Source organism: Peribacillus sp. GL_122 (genome assembly GCF_057835005.1).
The window spans coordinates 2134810-2156333 of sequence record NZ_CM174415.1 but is presented as its reverse complement, the minus strand read 5'-3'; the positions used below and the strand labels follow the sequence as shown (position 1 = coordinate 2156333).

Sequence of the window (21524 nt, the reverse complement as noted above, 5' to 3'; positions counted from 1 at the left end):
TCTAAATAATAAAAGTAAATGTCTGTTAATGGACCGAAATACGTTTTTTTGAGCAGTCAGTTATTTATTTGAGCTTTCTCCATTCCTTTTCACTAGTGAATACTATATCTTCGTGCATCCAGTTGACCTAGGCCTTTATTGATCTATTATCGATATCACATGTTAATTGGGTAATATTAGGAAAAATATTTCTATTTGCCGCATATCATTGTTTATCAAGACCTACATTTAAAAAATATAGATAAAATTAAAGGACATTACATATTAGTTTATATCAAATAGGTAATGTCCTTTATTCATTAAAAATCGGGCTCGATTATGGAAGAATACTTAAAGGAATTTATGGATTTGAATTTGTTGCCATACAATTTTATAAATGTATGAAAAAAGGATGAGGATTGTGCCTATTAATCCGTTTGAAAAATATTCAATGACATGGAAGCCGACATTAAATCGAGAAGATAGACCGATTTTATCAGGCATTAGCTAAGCAGTAGAATGTAACATTATAGAGGGGCGTTTAGTTCCAGGCACAAAACTTCCACCGCAAAGAGAGTTAGCAGACTATTTGGATGTGAATCTAAGTATGCTACCAAATCGTGTATCATATCGACCTTTACATGATGAGTATAAATGGCTATACATTGCGTAGGATATTTTGCTAATCATATCTATATCCATTGGAAATTAGATACCAATACAGGAACCTAATACTTCAGTTCTTACTGGGGAAATTGATGTTTTTCATGCATAAAAAAATGCCCGATTCCATAATATTAGAATCGGACATTTTATAAAGCTATTAAAGTTAAGGTAAAACTGCTGCCCATTAAATATACGTCTACTTCCCGGCCCTCGATCCGGGAGTAAATAATTTTTCTTGAAATTTACTTGACATGGATATAAGCGATAAGATTACAAGGGATTCACATCGCCGTGTGTTTATGCTACGGCTCTCGAGTCGATTTTCTGTTTCCGTTTGTTCTTGTTCTTTTTCTTATACCACCACATATAGACACCAGTGAACATCAGTATAGATGGAGTAAGACCACCGATAGCATACAAAATTTTAGTAAATAAGCCACCAAAACTACCGGTATGTAATGGAAAGTGCCATGTTTGATACATAAGCCCACTATTAACACGTGGATCTAGCTTGCCCACTACTTTTCCGCTATACTGATCTAACCATACTTTTACATTTCCATTCCCTGGATCGAATGAACCGCTGAGACGAAATTCCACTGCGCCTTCTGGAGTTCCTCTTTCCACCTTTTCGGGCATTCTAACTTGCATAAGTGTTCCCTGAGGTACTGCTTTTTCAGCTCTACTTATCAATTCATCAAGTGGAAGCTTTCCAGTGGGAAGGGCTTTTGAGATAAGCTGCTCTTCTGGAGGCATTACCTTTGCTTTTGCACCAAACCAACCAAAAATCATTTCATCATACACAAAAAGTGCTCCTGTTAACGAAACAACCAATAAAAACGGAATGGAAACTCCACCAATGACTTTATGTAGATCATATTGCCGTACATAAGGGTTAGCATTACGTCTTAAAATAAACCCACGCGCCCATTTTTTAATCCCCGGCCACCATAAATATAATCCTGATAATGTAATAAAAAAGAAAATAAATCCAATCGTACCGATGATTTTATCACCATTGAAATCTTTTAACAGCAGCTTTTCGTGAAACTCCGCTATTAGATTAAATAATGCTTTATCCCCTAATGTTCCGTTTATGTATCCTGTTCCTGGATCGACAAATATGTTTTTTTGTTCTTCTCCTTCTTTAAGGCGGAATAGGTAAACTCCTCGAGCGTTAGGTTCACTTGGAGTGTATACACGGTCAATTTGACCTTTTGGATGTGATTCTGATACAACCTGCAAGGCTTGCTGGTACGTAACTTTTTTTCCTTCTGTTACTTTATACAAATTAGGATGCAGCATGCTGTTTAGTTCAGGTTCAAAGACAAGCAAACTTCCTGTTAAGCCAATTAGTACAATAAAAACCCCTGCTAGCATACTAAGCCATAAATGAATTTTTGCGATGATTCTACGTGTTTTCATAGAAATGCCTTCTTTCCAAAAGTAGTATGAAATTATGAATGATAATCAATACTATAAAGAGAATGATTATCATTGTCAATATAAACTAGTAAAAGCCTATATAACCCTTATTTGATAGTCTTTAGATGAACTTAACTAATAAAAAGAGATGCCCCAAAAGTTTTACTTCTGGGACATCCACTTTTAGAAAATGAGTTCAACGTGTAATTTTTTTCTGGAAAGGTTGGACAGGAATTTAGGGATTACTTTTTTTACGATTAGGCTTTGTTAAATAACAATCTTGTTCTTCAAAAAAGGACCAAATTTTTTGGTCCTTTCGTTTGTTACCATCTTCAAATCCCTGCACCATCAAGCCTTGCTATGTATAAATACACAGTCACCAGCATTGGTGTTTTTTATTGTTTATATAGGTATAATCCATACCGTAAAGACCTACAGCTTCATGCAGACGTGAACAATGAGCTTTATGAAGTGAATCAGCAAGAGTTCAATGGACATTTAATTTTTGGAATTTAACTGCATACATTACGTTTTCTTAACATGTGGTCCTGACATAGTCAGGGTCTATTTTTATATATGGCATGGTCTGAATGTCAGACTCAATTTAGAATTAGTAATCATTAGTTGAACAATTAAAGGGCCGATAATATCGGTTCTACTAAAATAAAAGTTTTATAAGAAAATTAGGAGGATACCATAATGGCAAAAAAAGAATTGTTTGGATTTATTCAATGGTTGGCAATCTTGAAGACCCAAGGGATTCAGCTCTACAATCTTATCAATGACGGTCTTATGTTATAAAAAACAGTTTTTACACGATTTTATATACAATATTGCATACCTTTTTTGTTTACTTTATCTGAAATGTGTGTTATTAGCAAAACGCTTTAACCTTTCCTCAGCATCTTTTACATCCTTTTCATTAAGTGGAAGTTTTTTTAATCCAATTTAAAATGGTTCATATTTAGGATTTGACCAAAACATTTCCTTTGTAGCAACTAACACTTTATTAAAGGATATTCTTTTACCAATCTTGAATAGTTTTCATCACTCTTCTCATCCATAGGTATCATAACTTTTTTCTTTATCTACTTATTGCCATTTAATACCCTGACCTTAATGTCCAGAAGTCATTTTAATACCTACTGCCCCTGCAATAATACACATAATAAATAGGGTTAATCTTAAACTTCTAGGTTCATTAAAGAAGATCATTCCTGCTAAAACACTTCCAACAGAGCCGATACTGGTCCAAATTGCATAGGCAGTCCCCACTGGAATAGAAGTTAATGACAAAGAAAGAAAATAAAAGCTTAAACTCCCCAAAAAAAGACACGCTACAGAGGGTAGCAATTTTTTAAACCCGTCTGCACGTTTCAGGCTTATAACACTACCAATCTCGGCAAATCCGGCAATAAGAAGAAAAAACCAAGCCATTGAATCATCCCCTAACCTTGCATAAATCATATCATTTCCTTTAATGTTTAGGTTGTGCCGGATTGATTTTTATTCCAATTATCCCTAATATCATTAAAGCCATAAAAAATACTTTCAGTGGATTAATGGTCTCTCCCAAAAAAAGCATCCCAATTACTACTGTTCCCACCGTTCCCAATCCAGTAAAAATGGCGTAACCAGTTCCTAAGGGAATGGAATGTAAAGCTTTTGAAAGTAAAAAGAAACTAAAGATTATAATAACTACCGTTACTATACTAGGTATAATTTTGGTGAATCCGTGAGAATATTTAAGACCGATCACCCAGACGATTTCCAAAAGTCCTGCCATTATGATATATATCCATGCCATTTTATCGCTCTCTCCTTCGGCATTGACACTTATTTTTGAACCACGAAGTTCTCCAAATATCGATAAATCGCATAAGCTACCCCATTCTCATCATTTTTAAGGGTTGTCGTTGTACAAACAGCTTTTATGACATCTTTCGCATTTCCCATCGCTACGCTGTATCTAACTTTCTGGAACATGGATAAATCATTGTTGCTGTCCCCGATTGCCATAGCCTGATCTAAGGAGCCATTCATCAAAGAAGCCAATTTTTCAAGGGCCATTCCTTTTGAAGCTCTTTTACTAGTAATTTCAATGTTGTGATCAGCAGATGAAACAACCATCAACTCATCAAACTTTTTGAATTGGTTCCATGCTTCCTCTAATTTCTTTTTATCAAAAGAACATGCTAATATGTTATAGAATTCTTCCTCCTGTTTTAAGATATCATGATAGTTTTCAACTAAAACATATCCAAACTGGTCAAATTGCCTTTCCGCTACTTCAACTAATTCTTTCATATCTGTATTCAAATCTGCGCTTTTCAAACTTTTAATCTCATTATGGAAATGTTCTCTACCCTTTTTAAGAGTATAAATGGCTTTATCAGTAAACACTTCGTAATAATAATTCCGTTCATCTAACCATTGGAGAATAGATTCGACACGATCTTTAGTTATCGTGATAGAAGAAATGCACTTTCCGCTTTTGGAATGAATAGTTGCGCCATTTGTCCCGATTACAAATGGGGAAATCTCGGCTTTTTCACAAATTGTTTGAACGTCAAAATAAGCCCGTCCTGTTGAAATAACTACTTCAAAGCCTCTATCTTGGGCATATTGAATCGCCTTTTTATTTTCTTCACTAATTTCATTCTGGTCGTTTAATAATGTTCCGTCTAAATCTATCGCAATGAAACTCATGCTATATAGCCCCTTTTCTCATTCTATCTATTAAATTCTCTTTCTAGCTTTTATACCTGCTATCAATAAAAATCCAATCAAAAAAGAGAGAGAACTCCCTCATCCATCTCGATATGTCCTTTTATGGATTGACTATGCTTGAATCCAATTGATATCCTCTAATTTTGAATGATTTCTCCATTCCTCTGGAAATGGTTGCTCGCAGACAATCACATCGACTTTTTCTAGAGGACAAACTTTACTAAATGTGTCGACACCAATTTTAGAGTAATCCGTTAGCAATATAACTTGCTTTGATACCTCGACCATCTTGCGTGAAACTAATGTTTCATGTAAATGATAATTACTAACCCCATTTTGAATGGAAACACCACCAGCTGAAATGAAGGCTTTATCAATATTAAATTGATTTAACATTTGTTCAGTGAGACCGCCGCTTATAGATTGATGCTTTGGATCAATTTGTCCTCCTAGTAATAGAATTTGTCCTGTAAACTTATTTTCATTGAGCAATTCGGTTAACACAGACGACACAGGAAGAGAATTGGTTAAAATCGTAATGTCTATTTTATTTTCGATACACTGCGCAAATTCAAGCATGGTTGTCCCTACATCAATGGCAATCACATCTCCGTTAGAAATGAGTTCTACTGCTTTTTTCCCAACCTTGATTTTCGCTTCTTGATTCACTGTTGTACGCTGGGTAAATGGAGGCTCCTCAAATTCAAAGACTTTTTTAATCGCTCCACCGTAAACCCTCTTTAAAAGTCCTTTTTCCTCTAATATCATCAAATCGCGTCGAATCGTTTCCTCTGAAACATTAAATTGATCAACTAATTCCATAACTTTTACTTTTCCCATTTTGTTAAGTTCTTTTAAAATTTCATTCTTTCTTTCTTCAGGCAAAACAGACATATTCCTTCCCCCGTGATCATTAATAATTTATAAAATAATGCATTCTTTCTTCGGTACAAGAATATGAACGCGTGCTCCTTGCTCAAACATTTTCCCTCGGTGGTGAAGATAGTCTACAAGGAAAGCAGACTCATCTGTTTCTACTTCATATCTTAAAACATTCCCTGTCATAGAAACATCTTTAATAAACCCTTTAATTCCCCAGTTCTCTTGTAAATCCAAGCTATCCTCACCAGCAGAAACTAATTGTAAAACTTCAGGACGAATGGCGACTTCATTCCCTTTTAATTCTGTGCTGCGAACAAGTTTATGGAAAACTTCCATATTACAAACATTATAATTTCCGATAAATTTTGCAACAAATGTATTGACTGGAGAAGTATAAATTTCTGATGGAGAACCGGATTGTACAACTTTTCCTTTATTCATGACAAAAATTCGATCAGACATCGTCATTGCTTCTTCCTGATCATGGGTAACAAAAATAGTTGTAATATCTAACTCTTTCTGTATTCTCTTTAATTCTTTTTGCAAACTTTTTCTAATTTTAGCATCCAATGCGCTTAACGGCTCATCCAAAAGCAGTACTTTCGGCTCCATGACAAGCGCACGGGCAAGAGCAACCCTCTGCTGTTGTCCACCAGATAATTGATGAGGATACGACTCTTCTTTTCCTATTAAATCAACCATATCAATCATATTTTTCACTTTTGATTTAATATTTTTTACCTTCTTCATTTTAAGGCCGTACGCGATATTGTCAAAAACGCTCATATTTGGGAAAAGCGCATAAGACTGAAATACCATACCGACTTCACGCTGACGCGGTGATAAATTAGTAATATCTTTTCCATCAATTAAGATTCTTCCTACATCAACACCTTCAAGCCCCGCAATGGAACGTAATAATGTACTTTTCCCGCATCCGCTTTGCCCAAGAAGTGTAGCAAATTCTCCTTTTTTTAATGTTAAAGAAATGTCATTTAGAACGACTTGATTTTCATACCCCTTAGTCACTTGATCGATGGTTACATAGCTCATTACTTTTCACCTTCTATAGCAGTATTTTTATTACAGTGTTGTTTTTTAAAAAATGAAAGAATTCGCTTCTTATTTGACCCGACAGGATTTTTTTCGTTTCTAAACGTAAGTTTTAATACAATCCCCGTTAAAAGTAAAATCATTGAATAATAAGTAATAACAATTGCACTTGTTAAGTGACCACTGCTGTTTAGTTTGTCGGCAAGATAAATTTGAATGGTTTCAAATCGGCCCCCGACAAGCAAATTGGCAAAAGCAAACTCACTAAATAAAAGAGCGACTGATAATAAGGTAGACACTAAAATACCAGATATAATATTTGGAAACACCACTGTGCGAAACGACTGGAATTTTGTAGCACCGAGTAATTCAGCTGCATCAACAAGCTGCACGGCATTAATCGTACGAAGACTGCTACGAATACCTTGATACATAAATGGCAGAATCGTTATGAAATAGGCACCGATTAAAATCCAAGGTGTTCCGGCAATTTGAATTGGTCCATCTGAATATACCTTGATTAATCCTACAGCTCCAACAATGGGAGGAATTCCATAAGGAAGCATAGCTGCTGCTTGAAGTAACCCTTCCCATTTACTGAAATATACCGTGATGATAAAGATAGTCGGAAGCATAATAACAACACTAAGACCTACAGACATGACAATTAAAAACAGCGTTCGTCGAAAAGCATCATAAAACCGTTCATCTTGAAATAATTCAATATACCAATCCATTGTATAACTCTCAGGTAAAATGGTATGATCCCATTTACCGGCAATCGAGAATAAAAATGTTCCTACAAGCGGAATTAATAAATATATAACTAGTAACCCAACAATCACTTTATGAAAAGTCAATGAAGATTTCATCGTAAATCCCTCCTAATGCGGCGCATCATTCGTTCATTGAACCACATCGCCCCTATCATTGTCGCTGCTAGAAGAACTCCCATCGCACTACCTAGCTGCGGCTTTAATGCAACGTCACTAGCAACTAGAGAGGCAATTTGCAATGACAATAAGTTATAGTTGCTGCCTACTAATGCATAGGCTGTAGCGTAAGCTCCCATCGAATTAGCAAACAAAATACTGAATGTACCTACAATACTAGGTAAAAGAACTGGAATCCCAATGTGCAGCCAAAATGATAATGTTGATCCTCCTAATAATGAAGAGGCTTCTTTCCATTGTTTCTTAATTCCTTGATAAGATGGGTAGATGAGCATAATAGCAAGCGGAATTTGAAAATATATATAAACAAGAATGAGGCCTGTCCATGAATATAAATTAAAATCCGCAAACACATCCCCACCAATCTTTGAAAAAAGCAACGTAAACAACCCATTGTTTCCAAGTAAAATAATAAATGAAAATGAAAGGGGAATACCCTCAAAGTTCGACGTCATATTGGCGATCATCAGTAAGCGATTTTGTATTTTTTGTGAGAACTTTGTAATCGAATAGGCTGCAATGACTGCTATAATCACAGAAGTTACAGCAGAAAATAAAGAAATGACAAGGCTATTTTGAATGGCTTGTAAGTAAAATTTACTTTTAAATATGGTGATATATTGATCAATAGTAACTTGAATTCCATCGTCTGCATAAAAACTATTTTTAATCATTGCCACTAATGGTCCTATTTCAAATCCAATCACAAACATAATAAATGGCAGTAAAAGAGCTAATAAGTAAATTTTTTGTTTTTTTATTTTTCGCAAGACTTCTCGCTCCTCTTTGTTCTCTAACAATTTGGAAAAATTCAGGAATTGATTTAACAGTACGTTCGTTAAACCAATTCCCGTCAACCTTCATTCTTCATTTTAATGTTGAATAGTGTATCTTTTTTAAAGTGTATTTTTTCTTTTCAGACCTGGAAATTGATATGAAATCATTTTATTGGACGGCTCAATATTTAAAAGTTCACAAACGAGCGGTGCAAAAGCTAATTGCGGAACTACTTCACTGTAAACACCAGGCTCAACTTTTGGACTCATGATAAAGAGCGGTACATCACGCTCACCATCAGTTATGCCGCCATGGTTGCCATATTCACTCATGCCATGATCAGATGTAATTAAAATGTGGTAACCTTCTTTGATCCAAATTGGCAAAAGTTGTGCCAACAAGCTTCCCATTTTTAAGATTTGTTCACGGTATTCTTTCGATTCCGAACCGAAAAGTTCTCCTTTTACATCTACACCGAGCGGATGAATATATAAAAAGTGTGGGTCATACTTTCTGCGCAAAGCTTCTGCATCCATTAACACATGACTGTCCGGATAGTCATCATCCCAATAAAATTTCCCATATTGAATCGGCTTAGACTCATCCTCTTGCTCACGATCCTCAATAAAATGGAATGGCGCGCGATTATAAAGTTCGCTTACCCAGTAATAAGATACCGTTCCGTTTCTTAAGCCGTTTTCTTTCGTAAGATGAAAGAGACTTTTCTCAGTAGATAAGCGAACGGCTTGATTGGACGTAATTCCGTTCACTGATGCCGTTGTACCCGTTAGTAACACTTCATATAATGGACGGGAAAGACTTGGGAGTTCCGACTTTACTTTATAAAGTGCTGCCTGATTTGTTTCAACTAGATGTTGAATAAATCCAAGAGCCTCACATGCTTTATCATATCTCATACCATCAACAACAATTGCTATTACTTTATTTGACATGGACTAACACCTCTTCTTGCCAAAGCTGTGGTAAATTTTTAGCCGTTTCTTCCCAAGCTTTGTAATCTTCAATTGGTTTTGCATTTTTGTACTGTTCTTCTGGAACCATTTTTTCAGCTACTTCTTTCGGTAGTTCTACATCGCGAATTGGACGGGCAAATCCTTTAGCTAAGTTAATTTGTCCTTCATCGCTTAAGATATATTCTCTAGTTGCCATTGCCGCATGAGGATGCTTTGCATTTTTGTTAATAATAGTTGCGTAGCCGCTTACGACTGAACCTTCACTTGGAATGGCGACGTCAAATTGATCGCGGTTAATTTGGTCAGCGTAGCCAAGAGCATTGAAATCCCAAACAAGGGCAACTTCCACTTCCCCTTTTTCGATGTTAGCCGGCTTGGCATCAGTTAAGCTAAGGCGGCCTTGCTTGGCAAGCTTAGCAAAATAGTCAATTCCTGGTTGGAGATTTGTTTCATCACCACCGTAAGCCTTAGCCGCAGCAAGAACGGCCATTTGGTTCTGTGTACCACGCTGAACATCCCCAACTGTTACTTTATAATCTCCTTTTAATATGTCATCCCATGATTTTGGCGGGTTATCTACTAATTCTTTATTAGTTAAGAATGCAATCGTTCCTTGGTAGCCAACAACCCAATCTCCATTGTCATCCTTTGCCCAGTCAGGTACCTCGTCCCAATAGGAAGTTTTATATGGCATCGTTAATTCTTTTTGTTCCGCGATGGGCCCAAAGGAAACCCCTACATCGCCGATATCAGCTGTTGCATTCTCTCCTTCAGATTCCATTTTGGCAATCTCTTCGGCACTGGATAAATCTGTATCATTGTGTTCCAATGTATATTTTTTCATCACTTCATTCCACGTTTCTCCCCAGTTAGCCCATGAATCAGGCATACCGACACTATTAATTGTCCCCTCTTCTTTTGCCTTTGTTTCAATTTCTTTCAGGGTTAACGAACTTGGATCCTTAACAACTGGAGCAGCCTCCTCTTTAGTAGCTCCACAAGCAGCTAATCCTAGTACACTCACTCCTAACATCACAGCTTGAATAGACTTGTAACAATTCTTCTTGAATGTGTAATTCATAAAAAGTGCCTCCATTTAATGTGGAATTATTAATGTTTATTACTGTTTGTTACGGCTTAATCATAATCATTCAATATAAATCCCACATTAATCCAACGTTAAGATTTTGTAAATCAGTTCTTTATTTGTCCAATTCATCATCAGCTTTTATGTTCATACAATTGAAAAAGATAGCCTTTTAATAGTTTCGCGGGATTTGGTAGGTTGACATTTTGCATCGTATCGACGGCAAGCTCCTTTGCTTGTTCTTTATTCAATGAGGTAGTACCTTCCTTTGTTTAAGTTCAAAATTATTGTCCTTTACAAAGGGGGACCTAAAGTTAACTGAATGGTAGTTGGCATAAGATATGTAACCGCGTCCCAGTGAGCCCAAAAAGTTAGACACTTTATTTAAATAAGCACAGCTTTGAGGGCATGAACCCGGAAATCTACCGGGCTCATGCCTTTTAATTTCTTCAGTTACCCAATCCCGCATTTGCGAAAAAATGGTATATTATAGTTTATGACATCAATGGTTTAAGACAAGGAGTGATGAAGTATCCGTAAACGATGGATCATTTCAGCAATTGTTGGATTATTGCTTATTTGTTTAAGTGTAATTGCCTTCAATTATTTCGGGAGCGATAAAAATGAAAAAGGGAAAAAAGCGGAAGCCAAGGAGTCCAAAATTCCTGAGGTGCAGGAATATGGCGGGACCTATCTAAAAAAAGTCGGAGATAAGGTTCGCCAAAAAAATTGGGGAACCTTCACATTGCTAGAAACGAAGTCCATTAATGAGTCATTTGAATTGGCACCCATGGTCATCACAATCAAGGATATCCGTAGGATTCAATTGTCTTCACTCACAGATGAAATAAAGGAGGAGCTCAAGTCCTATACGGGATTGAGTTTTGAAGAGGCCTATTCGATATATTATAAAGAGAATTTATCCATGGAGGAAATCGATCAACAGGCTGCGTTGTCTAAAACGGATATTGATGAAGAGGTTTCCTATCTAGAGATAACATATTCCGTGGAAAATAAAGATTCGAAGGAACTTCAGTTCTTCAGCATGGAAAATGTTACTTTCAATGATGATCTTACATATGATGTGCCTTCTAAAACTTTCATCCATTCCGGAGATACTTTTATGGGGACAAAAAAAGTAAGCCGATCAGATTACCAACCAGGAGAAACAAGAAAAGGCACAATTGGCTTATTGGTTGATCCCGAGGAAAACTTCGATCGGCTCGATTCCTTTTCATTCACTACCGATGATATAGCGGATGGTGAGTCTCATGAATTATTGGTGGAGGGGACTTCATTTGAAATTCCGCTAAAAGGAAAGTAGTTTTATAGTCTATAAAAATATGATGGAAACCCTAAATAAGGGGAACCTCGAAAAAAGGTTTCACTTATTTAGGGTTTCCTATGAGTTCCCTAACGATAAATGAACTGCTTATCTCTCCCCGACAGTAGGGTTCTGTGTTACTTCCTCCATTAATATTCTGCGCAATATTTTCCCTACAGCTGATTTTGGCAGTTGTTCCCTGAACTCAAAACTTCGCGGCACTTTGTATCTGGCCAATCGTTGCACGCAAAACTCCCTGATTTCCTGCTCCGGGACTGACTTTCCTTTCTTTAAGACAATGGCAGCTTTTACCGTTTCCCCACGGTATGAATCCGGAACCCCATATACACATGTCTCTTTTACGGCTGGATGCTGATAAATAATATCTTCAACTTCGATTGGATAAACATTATAACCGCTTGCAATGATCATATCTTTCTTCCTGCCTACGATATAGAAATATCCTTCTTCATCCATCGTCGCGATATCCCCAGTGTAAAGCCATCCATCCCGCAAAGCCGTTGCTGTTTCCTCTGAATTCTTCCAATATCCCTTCATTACTTGCGGACCTTTAATGATCAGTTCGCCTCTTTCACCTGCTGGCAATTCATCAATGCCTGTTTTTAAGTCGACGATTTTAGCGTCGGTATTTGGGTATGGAATTCCGATACTTCCTGGTTTTTTCTGTCCTATGACTGGATTGCGGTGGGTAGTGGGTGAAGTTTCTGACATTCCAAACCCTTCCAATATTGTAACCCGTAATTTTTTTTCGAACTGATGAATGATTTCTATCGGGAGCGGGGCTGAACCACAACTGCAGTACTTAAAGCAGCTTAAATCGTCCGCCGTTAAATCCGGGTGATTCAGTAAAGCAATATACATGGTCGGGACACCTGGAAAAATCGTTGGCCGATGTGTTCGAATCAAATCCACCACCTTGTTTATTTCAAATTTCTCTAATGTGATAAAAGTCGATCCGGCATATATGGCACTATTCAATCGTCCATTACCAAACACATGGAATAATGGGGTCAATCCAAGCATCCGTTCCCCAGGCCTTTGGAGTTGAAGGGCATTTGCCGTAAAGGCAAAGTCTTGATAAACATTCGAGATCAAATTAAAATGCGTGAGCATGACCCCTTTTGATTTCCCTGTAGTCCCCCCTGTATATTGAAGTACAGCTACAGCTTCCTTCGGATCAATGGCCAGAGCAGGAAGTTCCTTACCTTTCCTTGATAACTCCGTTCCTGTTTCCATTAATTGGTCGACTGGTATGAACGTTAACCTATCAGAAAAACTTGTTAGCAATAATTTTTCCCGTTGTTCCTCACGCCCAATGAACCAATTGGCTTCGGAATCCTGTAATATATAATCCAATTCACTCGACTGATACAGCGGGTTCACTTGAACGACCACACCTCCCAAACGATGAATGGCATAATAGGCAATGATATATTCTAGACAATTTGGCAGCATGATTGCTATACGATCGTCTTTTTGAAATCCACGGTTGTCTAAATTCACAGCAAAACGATCTGAGGCATCCTTTAATTCCATATATGTCATTTCCCAATCCCCGTCTATTACGGCTTTGCAGTTTGGGTAAAGTCGGGCTGAACGTTCAAGGAGTCCATATAATGACACTACTGGAATGTCAATTTCAGCAGGAGTTTCTTTCGGATAAAATCCATGCCAAGTTCTAGTCAATTTTTTTCACACCTCATTCTTTTCTATTAAAATGGAGCATAGTCATTTGTCAGCCAACTTGATCATCCTTGCCTCATTTATCACGAATGATTTTAAAAATTCCTGTGCCCTTTGCAATTGTGTTGCCTTCAGTATCTTTTATTTCTCCTTCAGTAAAGGCAATTTTGTATCCTTTTTGAAGGACTTTTGCTTCCGCAAATAGTTCCCCGCTCGATATGCTGGCTAAATAATGTACAGTTAAGCTTGTCGTCACGACTTTGGATTTGGTAACGGAACGAGTCACCATTCCTAGAATGGTATCCAGCATGGTAGCATGAATACCGCCGTGCAGTGTTCCATTAACATTAAGCAAATGTTCTTCTATGTTCAACTTTATAGTAACATTCCCCTCTTCAAATCGAATGATTTCAAAACCTATATGTGAAAAGAATGCACTACTTTCGAATTGATTCCGAATATCTTCCACTTCAACAGGCAATCTTCCTCCCCCTCACTTTGGCACGATTCAACCTATATACGGAAAGGAGCAGAAACGTATAGGGTTTCCACTCCTTAATCGTTGGCCTATACGGCTTCAATCATGATAGCCATTCCCTGTCCGCCGCCAACACAAAGTGTAGCAACACCATATCTTTCATTCCTGCGAATCAGTTCATATATTAGCGTTGTCACGATCCGTGCGCCCGTCGATCCGACTGGGTGTCCAAGAGCGATCGCTCCCCCATTTACATTAACTTTGTTTTCATCTAGCGATAAATCCCTGATTACTGCCAATGCCTGTGAAGCGAACGCTTCATTTAATTCGAAAAGCCCAATGTCCTCTACTTTTTTCCCGGTGCGCTCCATAAGTTTTTCGACGGCTGGTACTGGACCAATTCCCATCACTTCAGGCGAAACTCCCGCAGTCGCCCAATCTACAATCTTTGCGAGTGGTTGTATTTGTAAACGTTTCGCTTCACTAGCTTTCATTAATACCACTGCAGCAGCCCCGTCATTACGGCCACAAGCATTCCCTGCAGTGACGGTTCCGTTTTCCATGAATGCCGGTTTTAAGCTTGCAAGTTTTTCCATTGTGGTTTCCGGACGTGGATATTCATCCGTTTCAATGGTAACCGTACTCTTCCTGTCAGAGACTTGAACAGGAACGATCTCATCTTTGAACTTTCCTTGTTCTATCGCTTGCGCCGCTCTTCGTTGACTTTCCACTGAAAAGGCATCTTGTTCTTCCCTGGAAATGCTGAATCGTTGTGCGACATTTTCAGCGGTGATTCCCATCCCCAAACTTTTTCCGTAAATTTCTTGAGGCTGCTGTCCTGCTTCAGTATTAGAATCCACTAGCTTGGTCCTGTCTCCCCCAAAACGGGCACTTCTTAAATAAAGCGGTGCGCGGCTCATGCTTTCCGTACCGCCGGCAACGACTATATTTGCTTGACCTGAGCTTATCTGCTGTGCTGCTGAGGTGATGGCCTGCATTCCAGATGCACATAACCGGTTTACCGTAAAAGCCGGTGCAGAATCGGGAATCCCTGAGCGCAGAGCTGCCACTCTCGCGACATTCGAGGATTCGGTCGTTTGCCTAACTTCCCCGAAAATGACTTCGTCCACTTGTTCTGCTACAATATTCGCTCGCTTGATCGCTTCTTTGATGGCTATGCTCGCCAAATGACCGGAACTAATCTCTTTAAATGCTCCACCGTACCTTCCAATCGGTGTTCGAACAGCACTAACGATTACGATATCTTCTCCCATTTCGTTCCTCCTCCTTGAAATTCCAGATTCATAGGCAAAAGACTACCTGCCCGAATCAAACAGTAAGAAATTAACACTCTTCCAAGACATTCCTTGCTATGATTAAACGTTGGATTTCATTCGTTCCTTCATAGATCTTCGTTATGCGGGCATCCCGATAAAAACGTTCAACTGGATATTCAGCCATATATCCCATTCCGCCATGAATCTGGACCGCTTTATCCGCGACCCGATTAAAAACGTCTGAAGCGAACAGCTTTGCCATTGATGCTTCCTTGATCACTTTTTTTCCTTCATCAATCTTTTGTGCCGCCATCATCGTCAATGCTCTTGCGGCTTCCGTTTCGGTTGCCATATCAGCAAGCATCCATTGAATCGCTTGGTTGTCCGCAATTGGTTTGCCGAATTGAATGCGCTCTTTTGCATATTTGGCTGATAATTCAATCAATTTACCACTTGATCCCACTGATCTTGCAGCCAAACCTACACGCCCTTCACCTAAAATTTTCAGGGCAGAGATATATCCCATTCCAACTTCGCCGATAACATTTTCTTCAGGTATGATACAATCCTCGAAAATGACCTGTGAGGTATATGATCCCCTTAACCCCATTTTTTTGTCCTTTTTGCCGACAATTAAACCGGGAAAATCTCTTTCTACTAAAAAAGCTGTAATCCCTCCCTTTGCTCCTTTATCTTTATCCGTTATAGCAAATACGGTATAAACATCAGCTATCGGCCCATTCGTGATGAAATGTTTCGTCCCGTTCATCACCCAGTAATCACCCTTCTTTTCTGCACTTGTTGCCAAATTGGTTGCATCAGATCCCGCTCCTGGTTCAGATAAAGCAAAGGCGCCAATTTTCGTGCCTGCTGCCATTTCAGGTAAATATTTATTTTTCAAATGTTCGGATGCAAGCTTAACAAGACCTGTACTGCCAATCCCGGTGTGGGCACTTATTAATGAAACAAATCCATTATGGGTCCTTCCTAACTGCTCTAATACGGTAGCCTTTCCAACAGCATTCAAGCCAATTCCACCGTATTGTTCGGGAATGCTTATTCCGAATAAGCCAAGGTCTTTTGCTTTTTCCACCAAATGCTCCGGGATAGCATCTTCTTCTTCTATTTGTATCGCGTATGGCTCCACTTCCCTTTCAACAAAATTACGGATCATTTCCTTCATTTGCTGCATTTCCTTGGTTAAAGTGATTGTCATCAGTTTATTCCTCCTTAGGTATGTTCATAAGTAACCATTTATAAGTTTTCTTCATAGGGCATATAGGGCTGTTATCATCTAATCATTCAATGGAATTCATTGTATTCTGGTAAATTAGAGTCTTCACTCTTACAAATTCAGGCTTCACGTTCAATTATCGTAGCAATTCCCTGCCCGCCTCCAATGCAAGCCGTAATTAGAGCAAACCTTCCGGCAGAACGCTTCAATTCATAAACCGCTTTCGTAATGAGGATGGCACCCGTCGCACCTAGTGGATGTCCATGTGCAATGGCTCCCCCGTTCACATTCACTCTTGCGGGATTCATATCAAGCTCCCTATTACAAGCAATGACTTGAGCGGCGAAGGCTTCATTAATTTCAATGATGTCCATTTCATTTAAGGAAAGCCCTGATTTTTCCATTACCTTTCTTATAGCGGGAACAGGTCCTATTCCCATATAATTTGGATCTACCCCTGCAACAGCCTGTGCCCTGATCTTCGCCAAAGGTTTAATCCCCAATTCCACCGCTTTTTCCCTCGACATTATGACCAGGGCCGATGCGGCATCATTCAATCCCGAACTATTGCCCGCAGTCACGGAACCGCCTTCTAAAAACGCAGGTGCTAATTTGGCTAGCCCTTCTTTCATTATTTGCGGACGTGGATGTTCATCCAATTTAAATTCAATATCGTCGCCTTTTCTGACGGGAATGTGAATAGGCGCAATTTGCTCATTGAAACGGCCCTCTTCCACGGCTCTGGCCATATTTTTTTGGCTTTGTAGTGCGAATTCATCTTGTTCTTCCCTGCTGACCTCATATTTTTCCGCTAAGTTTTCAGCCGTGATTCCCATCGGGGGATCGCCAATCTCTTTTGGGGACAACCGGGATTTTCTGAACTGCGGTGGCTTTGCATTGTATGCTTTTTCCGGGCGATCCATCAAGTATGGCGCCCTGCTCATGCTCTCGACCCCACCGGCGATATAGACATCACCTTCGCCTGCCCGGATCGCTTGTGCAGCCAAGTTGACAGCATTTATTCCCGATCCGCATTGACGGTCGACAGTCAGTCCGGGAAGATGAATCGAGAGGCCTGTTTCCAGCGCCGTTAACCTGGCAATGTTTCCACCTCCGCTTAACACATTCCCCATGATTACATCATCTATCATTAGGGGTTCGACATTCGCTCGTTTTATGGCTTCTTTCATCACTTCTGCTCCAAATGCGTGTGCGGGAACCGATGCAAGTGCACCTCCCTGTTTTCCAATTGCTGTTCGAACTGCAGAAACTATGACGGCATCTCTATTCATTTCCCATCCGCTCCTTTTCCTTTTTTCACACCCAGTTGATGGCATTCCTTCATTTCACTAGTTTCATTGAATGTAGCTAGTTGTCCCCTTGCTTATGAGGACTTAAGATCAAAATTATCCGAACTTTTATTTTTATGTTTCCCTTTTGATTTGGCTGGTTTAACGAATATCGCAAACAGGATGCCAAAAGCCAGGACAAGGATGGCCATGAACAATATCGATAAGTTATATCCCAATAATTCATTTCCTCCTGCTAAACTTATGATATAGCCAGTTAATAGAGGTGCAATAATGCCTGCTATATTTCCTGATGATGTTAGGATGCTTGTCATCAATCCCCCCCGCTCTTGCATTTCATTAATCATGATCGTTGGTCCGATCGGTAAAATTGCATATGTAAGGCCCTTTGCTAAACACATGGCGACTATCACCCAGATTGGATTTTGAAATAGCATGATTGAGGAAAAGAACAATGCACCAAGAATCATAGCGCCCGCGACGACAAATACCCTCGATGACCGCCAATTCTGATTCTTCTTGAATAAATGATCAGACACCATCGAAACACCCATATAAATACATACGGAAACGACTCCGATTATCGCAACACTGGTTCCCATTTGACCTGGAGTCATTTTTACGGCTTCCACTAAATAAATCGGGAGCCAAACAGAAAACCAAACAACTAAAATATACGTTGAAAAATATGCAAGCGTAGTAAACAAAGCAGTAGGTGATGCGAGTAGCAGCAAAAAGTCTTTCACTTTAATTTTTTCTAGTTTCACTTTCTTTTTCTTTTGTATGTTTTCATATACTTCAACTGGATTTTCCTTTGTTAAAAATTGAAAGAGGAAGAACCAAACAAGGCTTGCGCCGCCAAGGGCCGCAAAGGCAGCTTTCCAGCCGAATATCGTAATTAAAGAAACCAGGATCGGTGCCACGATCATTGCACCAACGGTTCCTCCGCCAACCACTACCGAATTAGCAAAGCCTTTCAGTTTCGGCGGAAACCACTTATCGGCATGACTGTAAGCGATTGGGCTATAAGGCCCTTCGAATGCGCCCAGTAAAATCCTGTATAGAATCAATAATGGAAGAGCGGTGATGGCTAAAACGCCGAATTGCAAAACAGTCCATGTCAGCATGATGAACCCAAGCACTTTTTTAGCCCCCAGCCGATCAGCCCATGCTGCCCCCAAAATCCCTGTTACTGGGTAGAGCCAATAATAACTGCTTCCAACAAGACCCCACTCCGCATAGCTAAGATTGAATTCTTTCATGATGGGAACAGCTGCGAGACCCACGATCGATTTATCTGCAAAATTGATGACGGCTCCAAAGAATAATAGAATGAGAACAACCCAACGCATATAATTCCCTCCCCTGCTTCATTTTTGTTCACACACTGATCTACCCATCCAACTTAGGTTTCATAAATGAAACCACATTCCCTTCTTTCAATCCTTTTCCAATTCTTCTTTAACTAACAATCTTTTTAATAGTTTACCCACTGTATTCCGCGGAAGTTCTTTTCTCAATTCAAATACTTTTGGTACTTTATAAGGAGTCAATTGAGAATAACAATATCCTTCTATTTCTTCAAGATCCACGGAAGCACTTTCTTTAGGTACGATGAATGCTTTCACAATTTCGCCTTTTTCTTTATGGGGGATGCCCACCACAGCTGCCTCTTTTATTGCCGGATGTTCATATAGAACACCTTCTACCTCCTGCGGATAAATATTGAATCCGCCGACGATGATCATTTCTTTTTTCCTGCCGACTATATAGAAATATCCTTCATCATCCATCACCGCAAGATCGCCAGTATATAGCCAGTCATTCTGTAAGGCCTTTTTGGTTTCTGCTTCGTTATTCCAATAACCCTTCATGATTTGCGGGCCTTTTATGAGCAACTCCCCGACGCATGTGTTAGGCACTTCATTATTTTCATCGTCAATGATCATACAGTCCGTGCCTGGAAAAGGGATGCCAATGCTTCCGATTTTCCTTTTTCCAAATGGCGGATTACGATGAGTGGAAGGAGAAGCTTCCGACAAACCGAAACCCTCTCCGATTTTGGCACCTGTCAGCTCCTCAAATCGCTTGATTACTTCAACCGGCAGAGGCGCCGATCCACAAGAACAACTTTTTAAACAATTCAGTCCATAGTTTTCAATTCCAGGATGATTGACGAAAGCATTATACATCTTTGGAACTCCTGGAAAGAAAGTCGGACGGTACTTTTTTATTTTTGCAAGTACATCTTGAAGTTCGAATTTTGGAAATAAGAGGATGGCAGCTCCAATATAGATACCTAGATTCATCGCACTTGTCATGGCATAAACATGGTAAAGAGGCGTAGCTGCCAAAACGATTTCTTCACCAGGTTTCAGGGAATCCCCATACATTTCAAAACTCTGCACGACATTGGAGGTTAAATTATAGTGAGTAAGCATGACACCCTTCATCTTCCCAGTTGTGCCGCCAGTATATTGGATGACTGCAGTATCTTCATACGGGTTTATCATTTCGGGCTTCTTAATGGCATCTCCGGTTTGAATCATCGTTTGAAGGGAATAGGAGCCATTTTGATCATTTTCCGTATCAATGTAAACATCAAATTCATATATCGCTTTCGTTTCTTCGATTGTATTTGCGGCCGTTTGGTCAAATACAATATTCTTGGTATCTGAGTCTATTAAAATTTGCAAAAGTTCCCGCGGTTTATACAGGGGATTAATCTGTACAACTATCAGACCCAGTGCCTGTGCAGCGTAATAACTGATTATGAAATAAGGGTGGTTGGCCATCATCAGACCAATACGTTCACCTTTAACAAAGCCCATTTCTCTCCATTTACCTGCAAGTTTGTCTACCTGCATTTTTAGATTCTTATAATCCATTGAATGGTCTTCATAAATGATGGCTGTATGTTGTGGAAACTTACTTGCTGTTATATCAAGCAGCGAATAGACCGATATTTCCGGCAGCTTCATAGATTTCATTCTTTCAACATACCATTGCTCCCATGGTTTATTTATTGTTTTTCGCACCATTATCCCTCCGCACATAAACGAATTTCTTATCGTGCATGTTTGATTTATACTTATAGTTATTATGCAACTTGCATGCCAAGTCCCATTTTTGTGTAAAATCGCTTAGTATTAAGACCAGTCAATTCATTAATGAATTTTATTCAGTTATAATGCCTATCTTTAGAGGATTCATCGAAATGCCAATAATTCATTTTTGAATTTTTGATTGGTTTTCTAGCGCTTGTGAAACTAGGCTTTTACCATATTATAGATTATACCTACTCACAAATCGTGATTTTGATTTTATCCATGGGTTTTATAAAATTTAAAAAGCCCATCCAGCAACGGATGGGCCTATTGCAACATTTATTAAAAATTGGCTTACTAGTGAAGTTTATAAAAATCTATTGCTCAACTCCAGTCCTGGATTTCTAGCTTTTGCGCATTCACAGACTGATTTTGGGCCACCGCTGTATCCAAGAATCTTCTAAGCCACATAACTAGTTCAATCGATCGGACCATCCTGTAAAGATCTAGATATCTCGTTCTTTAAGACCATTATCCAATATGGCTTGAAGTTGTCGTCCTTCATTTTGATCTTTGCTGCTTATTCGTATGTATCCAAATTTACGAACATCCATTTTTTACACC

The 21524-nt window shown here is 39.0% G+C and carries 19 protein-coding genes and 1 pseudogene; 2 read left to right on the top strand and 18 right to left on the bottom strand.

What is annotated here, in order from left to right; all coding sequences use genetic code 11:
- Positions 1 to 505: 505 nt before the first annotated feature.
- A complete protein-coding gene (locus AC3ISB_RS10480; RefSeq protein WP_480339073.1) occupies positions 506 to 652 on the top strand; it encodes a hypothetical protein in 147 nt (48 codons plus the stop codon).
- Positions 653 to 942: 290 nt separating this feature from the next.
- Here AC3ISB_RS10480 and AC3ISB_RS10475 read toward each other — a convergent pair whose 3' ends face one another.
- The 10 genes from AC3ISB_RS10475 to AC3ISB_RS10430 form a co-directional block, all read right to left on the bottom strand.
- Positions 943 to 2070: a PepSY-associated TM helix domain-containing protein gene (locus AC3ISB_RS10475; protein WP_430098744.1), complete on the bottom strand. Its 1128-nt coding sequence runs from the start codon at positions 2068 to 2070 to the stop codon at positions 943 to 945.
- Between the two features lie 1116 nt (positions 2071 to 3186).
- Complete coding sequence (locus AC3ISB_RS10470; protein WP_098373168.1) at positions 3187 to 3507, bottom strand: DMT family transporter; 321 nt, start codon at positions 3505 to 3507, stop codon at positions 3187 to 3189.
- Positions 3508 to 3547: 40 nt separating this feature from the next.
- Positions 3548 to 3877: a DMT family transporter gene (locus tag AC3ISB_RS10465; protein WP_098373169.1), complete on the bottom strand. Its 330-nt coding sequence runs from the start codon at positions 3875 to 3877 to the stop codon at positions 3548 to 3550.
- A gap of 29 nt (positions 3878 to 3906) precedes the next feature.
- Positions 3907 to 4779: a Cof-type HAD-IIB family hydrolase gene (locus tag AC3ISB_RS10460; protein WP_480338840.1), complete on the bottom strand. Its 873-nt coding sequence runs from the start codon at positions 4777 to 4779 to the stop codon at positions 3907 to 3909.
- 132 nt (positions 4780 to 4911) lie between these two features.
- Complete coding sequence (locus AC3ISB_RS10455; RefSeq protein WP_098373171.1) at positions 4912 to 5694, bottom strand: DeoR/GlpR family DNA-binding transcription regulator; 783 nt, start codon at positions 5692 to 5694, stop codon at positions 4912 to 4914.
- 27 nt (positions 5695 to 5721) lie between these two features.
- Positions 5722 to 6735: an ABC transporter ATP-binding protein gene (locus AC3ISB_RS10450; RefSeq protein ID WP_098373172.1), complete on the bottom strand. Its 1014-nt coding sequence runs from the start codon at positions 6733 to 6735 to the stop codon at positions 5722 to 5724.
- On the bottom strand, positions 6735 to 7607 hold the full coding sequence (locus AC3ISB_RS10445) for an ABC transporter permease (RefSeq protein ID WP_057216377.1): 873 nt from the start codon (positions 7605 to 7607) through the stop codon (positions 6735 to 6737). The genes AC3ISB_RS10450 and AC3ISB_RS10445 overlap by 1 nt, the downstream gene beginning before the upstream one ends.
- Positions 7604 to 8458, bottom strand: coding sequence for an ABC transporter permease (locus tag AC3ISB_RS10440; protein ID WP_098373173.1), 855 nt, complete (start codon positions 8456 to 8458; stop codon positions 7604 to 7606). The genes AC3ISB_RS10445 and AC3ISB_RS10440 overlap by 4 nt, the downstream gene beginning before the upstream one ends.
- A 126-nt stretch (positions 8459 to 8584) precedes the next feature.
- Positions 8585 to 9418, bottom strand: a complete 834-nt coding sequence (locus AC3ISB_RS10435; protein ID WP_144551009.1) for an alkaline phosphatase family protein — start codon at positions 9416 to 9418, stop codon at positions 8585 to 8587.
- The gene (locus AC3ISB_RS10430) at positions 9408 to 10520 is read right to left on the bottom strand and encodes an ABC transporter substrate-binding protein (RefSeq protein ID WP_098373175.1); all 1113 of its coding nucleotides are present in this window, start codon (positions 10518 to 10520) and stop codon (positions 9408 to 9410) included. Before AC3ISB_RS10430 ends, AC3ISB_RS10435 begins: the two co-directional genes overlap by 11 nt.
- 577 nt (positions 10521 to 11097) lie before the next feature.
- On the opposite strand from AC3ISB_RS10430, the gene AC3ISB_RS10425 reads away from it, so the two are divergent.
- Positions 11098 to 11850, top strand: coding sequence for a hypothetical protein (locus tag AC3ISB_RS10425; protein WP_480338839.1), 753 nt, complete (start codon positions 11098 to 11100; stop codon positions 11848 to 11850).
- Between the two features lie 108 nt (positions 11851 to 11958).
- On the opposite strand, the gene AC3ISB_RS10420 is transcribed toward AC3ISB_RS10425, so the two are convergent.
- The 8 genes and pseudogenes from AC3ISB_RS10420 to AC3ISB_RS10385 all read right to left on the bottom strand — a co-directional run.
- Positions 11959 to 13557, bottom strand: coding sequence for a long-chain-fatty-acid--CoA ligase (locus AC3ISB_RS10420; RefSeq protein ID WP_480338838.1), 1599 nt, complete (start codon positions 13555 to 13557; stop codon positions 11959 to 11961).
- Positions 13558 to 13630: 73 nt separating this feature from the next.
- The gene (locus tag AC3ISB_RS10415) at positions 13631 to 14035 is read right to left on the bottom strand and encodes a PaaI family thioesterase (RefSeq protein ID WP_098373178.1); all 405 of its coding nucleotides are present in this window, start codon (positions 14033 to 14035) and stop codon (positions 13631 to 13633) included.
- Positions 14036 to 14121: 86 nt separating this feature from the next.
- On the bottom strand, positions 14122 to 15306 hold the full coding sequence (locus tag AC3ISB_RS10410) for a thiolase family protein (RefSeq protein ID WP_480338837.1): 1185 nt from the start codon (positions 15304 to 15306) through the stop codon (positions 14122 to 14124).
- A gap of 70 nt (positions 15307 to 15376) precedes the next feature.
- Entirely contained in the window at positions 15377 to 16525 is a 1149-nt protein-coding gene (locus AC3ISB_RS10405; protein ID WP_144551017.1) for an acyl-CoA dehydrogenase family protein, read from the bottom strand.
- 137 nt (positions 16526 to 16662) lie between these two features.
- On the bottom strand, positions 16663 to 17835 hold the full coding sequence (locus AC3ISB_RS10400; protein ID WP_480338836.1) for a thiolase family protein: 1173 nt from the start codon (positions 17833 to 17835) through the stop codon (positions 16663 to 16665).
- 92 nt (positions 17836 to 17927) lie between these two features.
- Complete coding sequence (locus tag AC3ISB_RS10395; protein ID WP_480338835.1) at positions 17928 to 19205, bottom strand: MFS transporter; 1278 nt, start codon at positions 19203 to 19205, stop codon at positions 17928 to 17930.
- A gap of 87 nt (positions 19206 to 19292) precedes the next feature.
- Positions 19293 to 20894, bottom strand: coding sequence for a long-chain-fatty-acid--CoA ligase (locus AC3ISB_RS10390; RefSeq protein WP_489276322.1), 1602 nt, complete (start codon positions 20892 to 20894; stop codon positions 19293 to 19295).
- Between the two features lie 515 nt (positions 20895 to 21409).
- A pseudogene (locus AC3ISB_RS10385) lies at positions 21410 to 21514 on the bottom strand (recombinase family protein); the annotation flags it as partial.
- Positions 21515 to 21524: the final 10 nt, after the last annotated feature.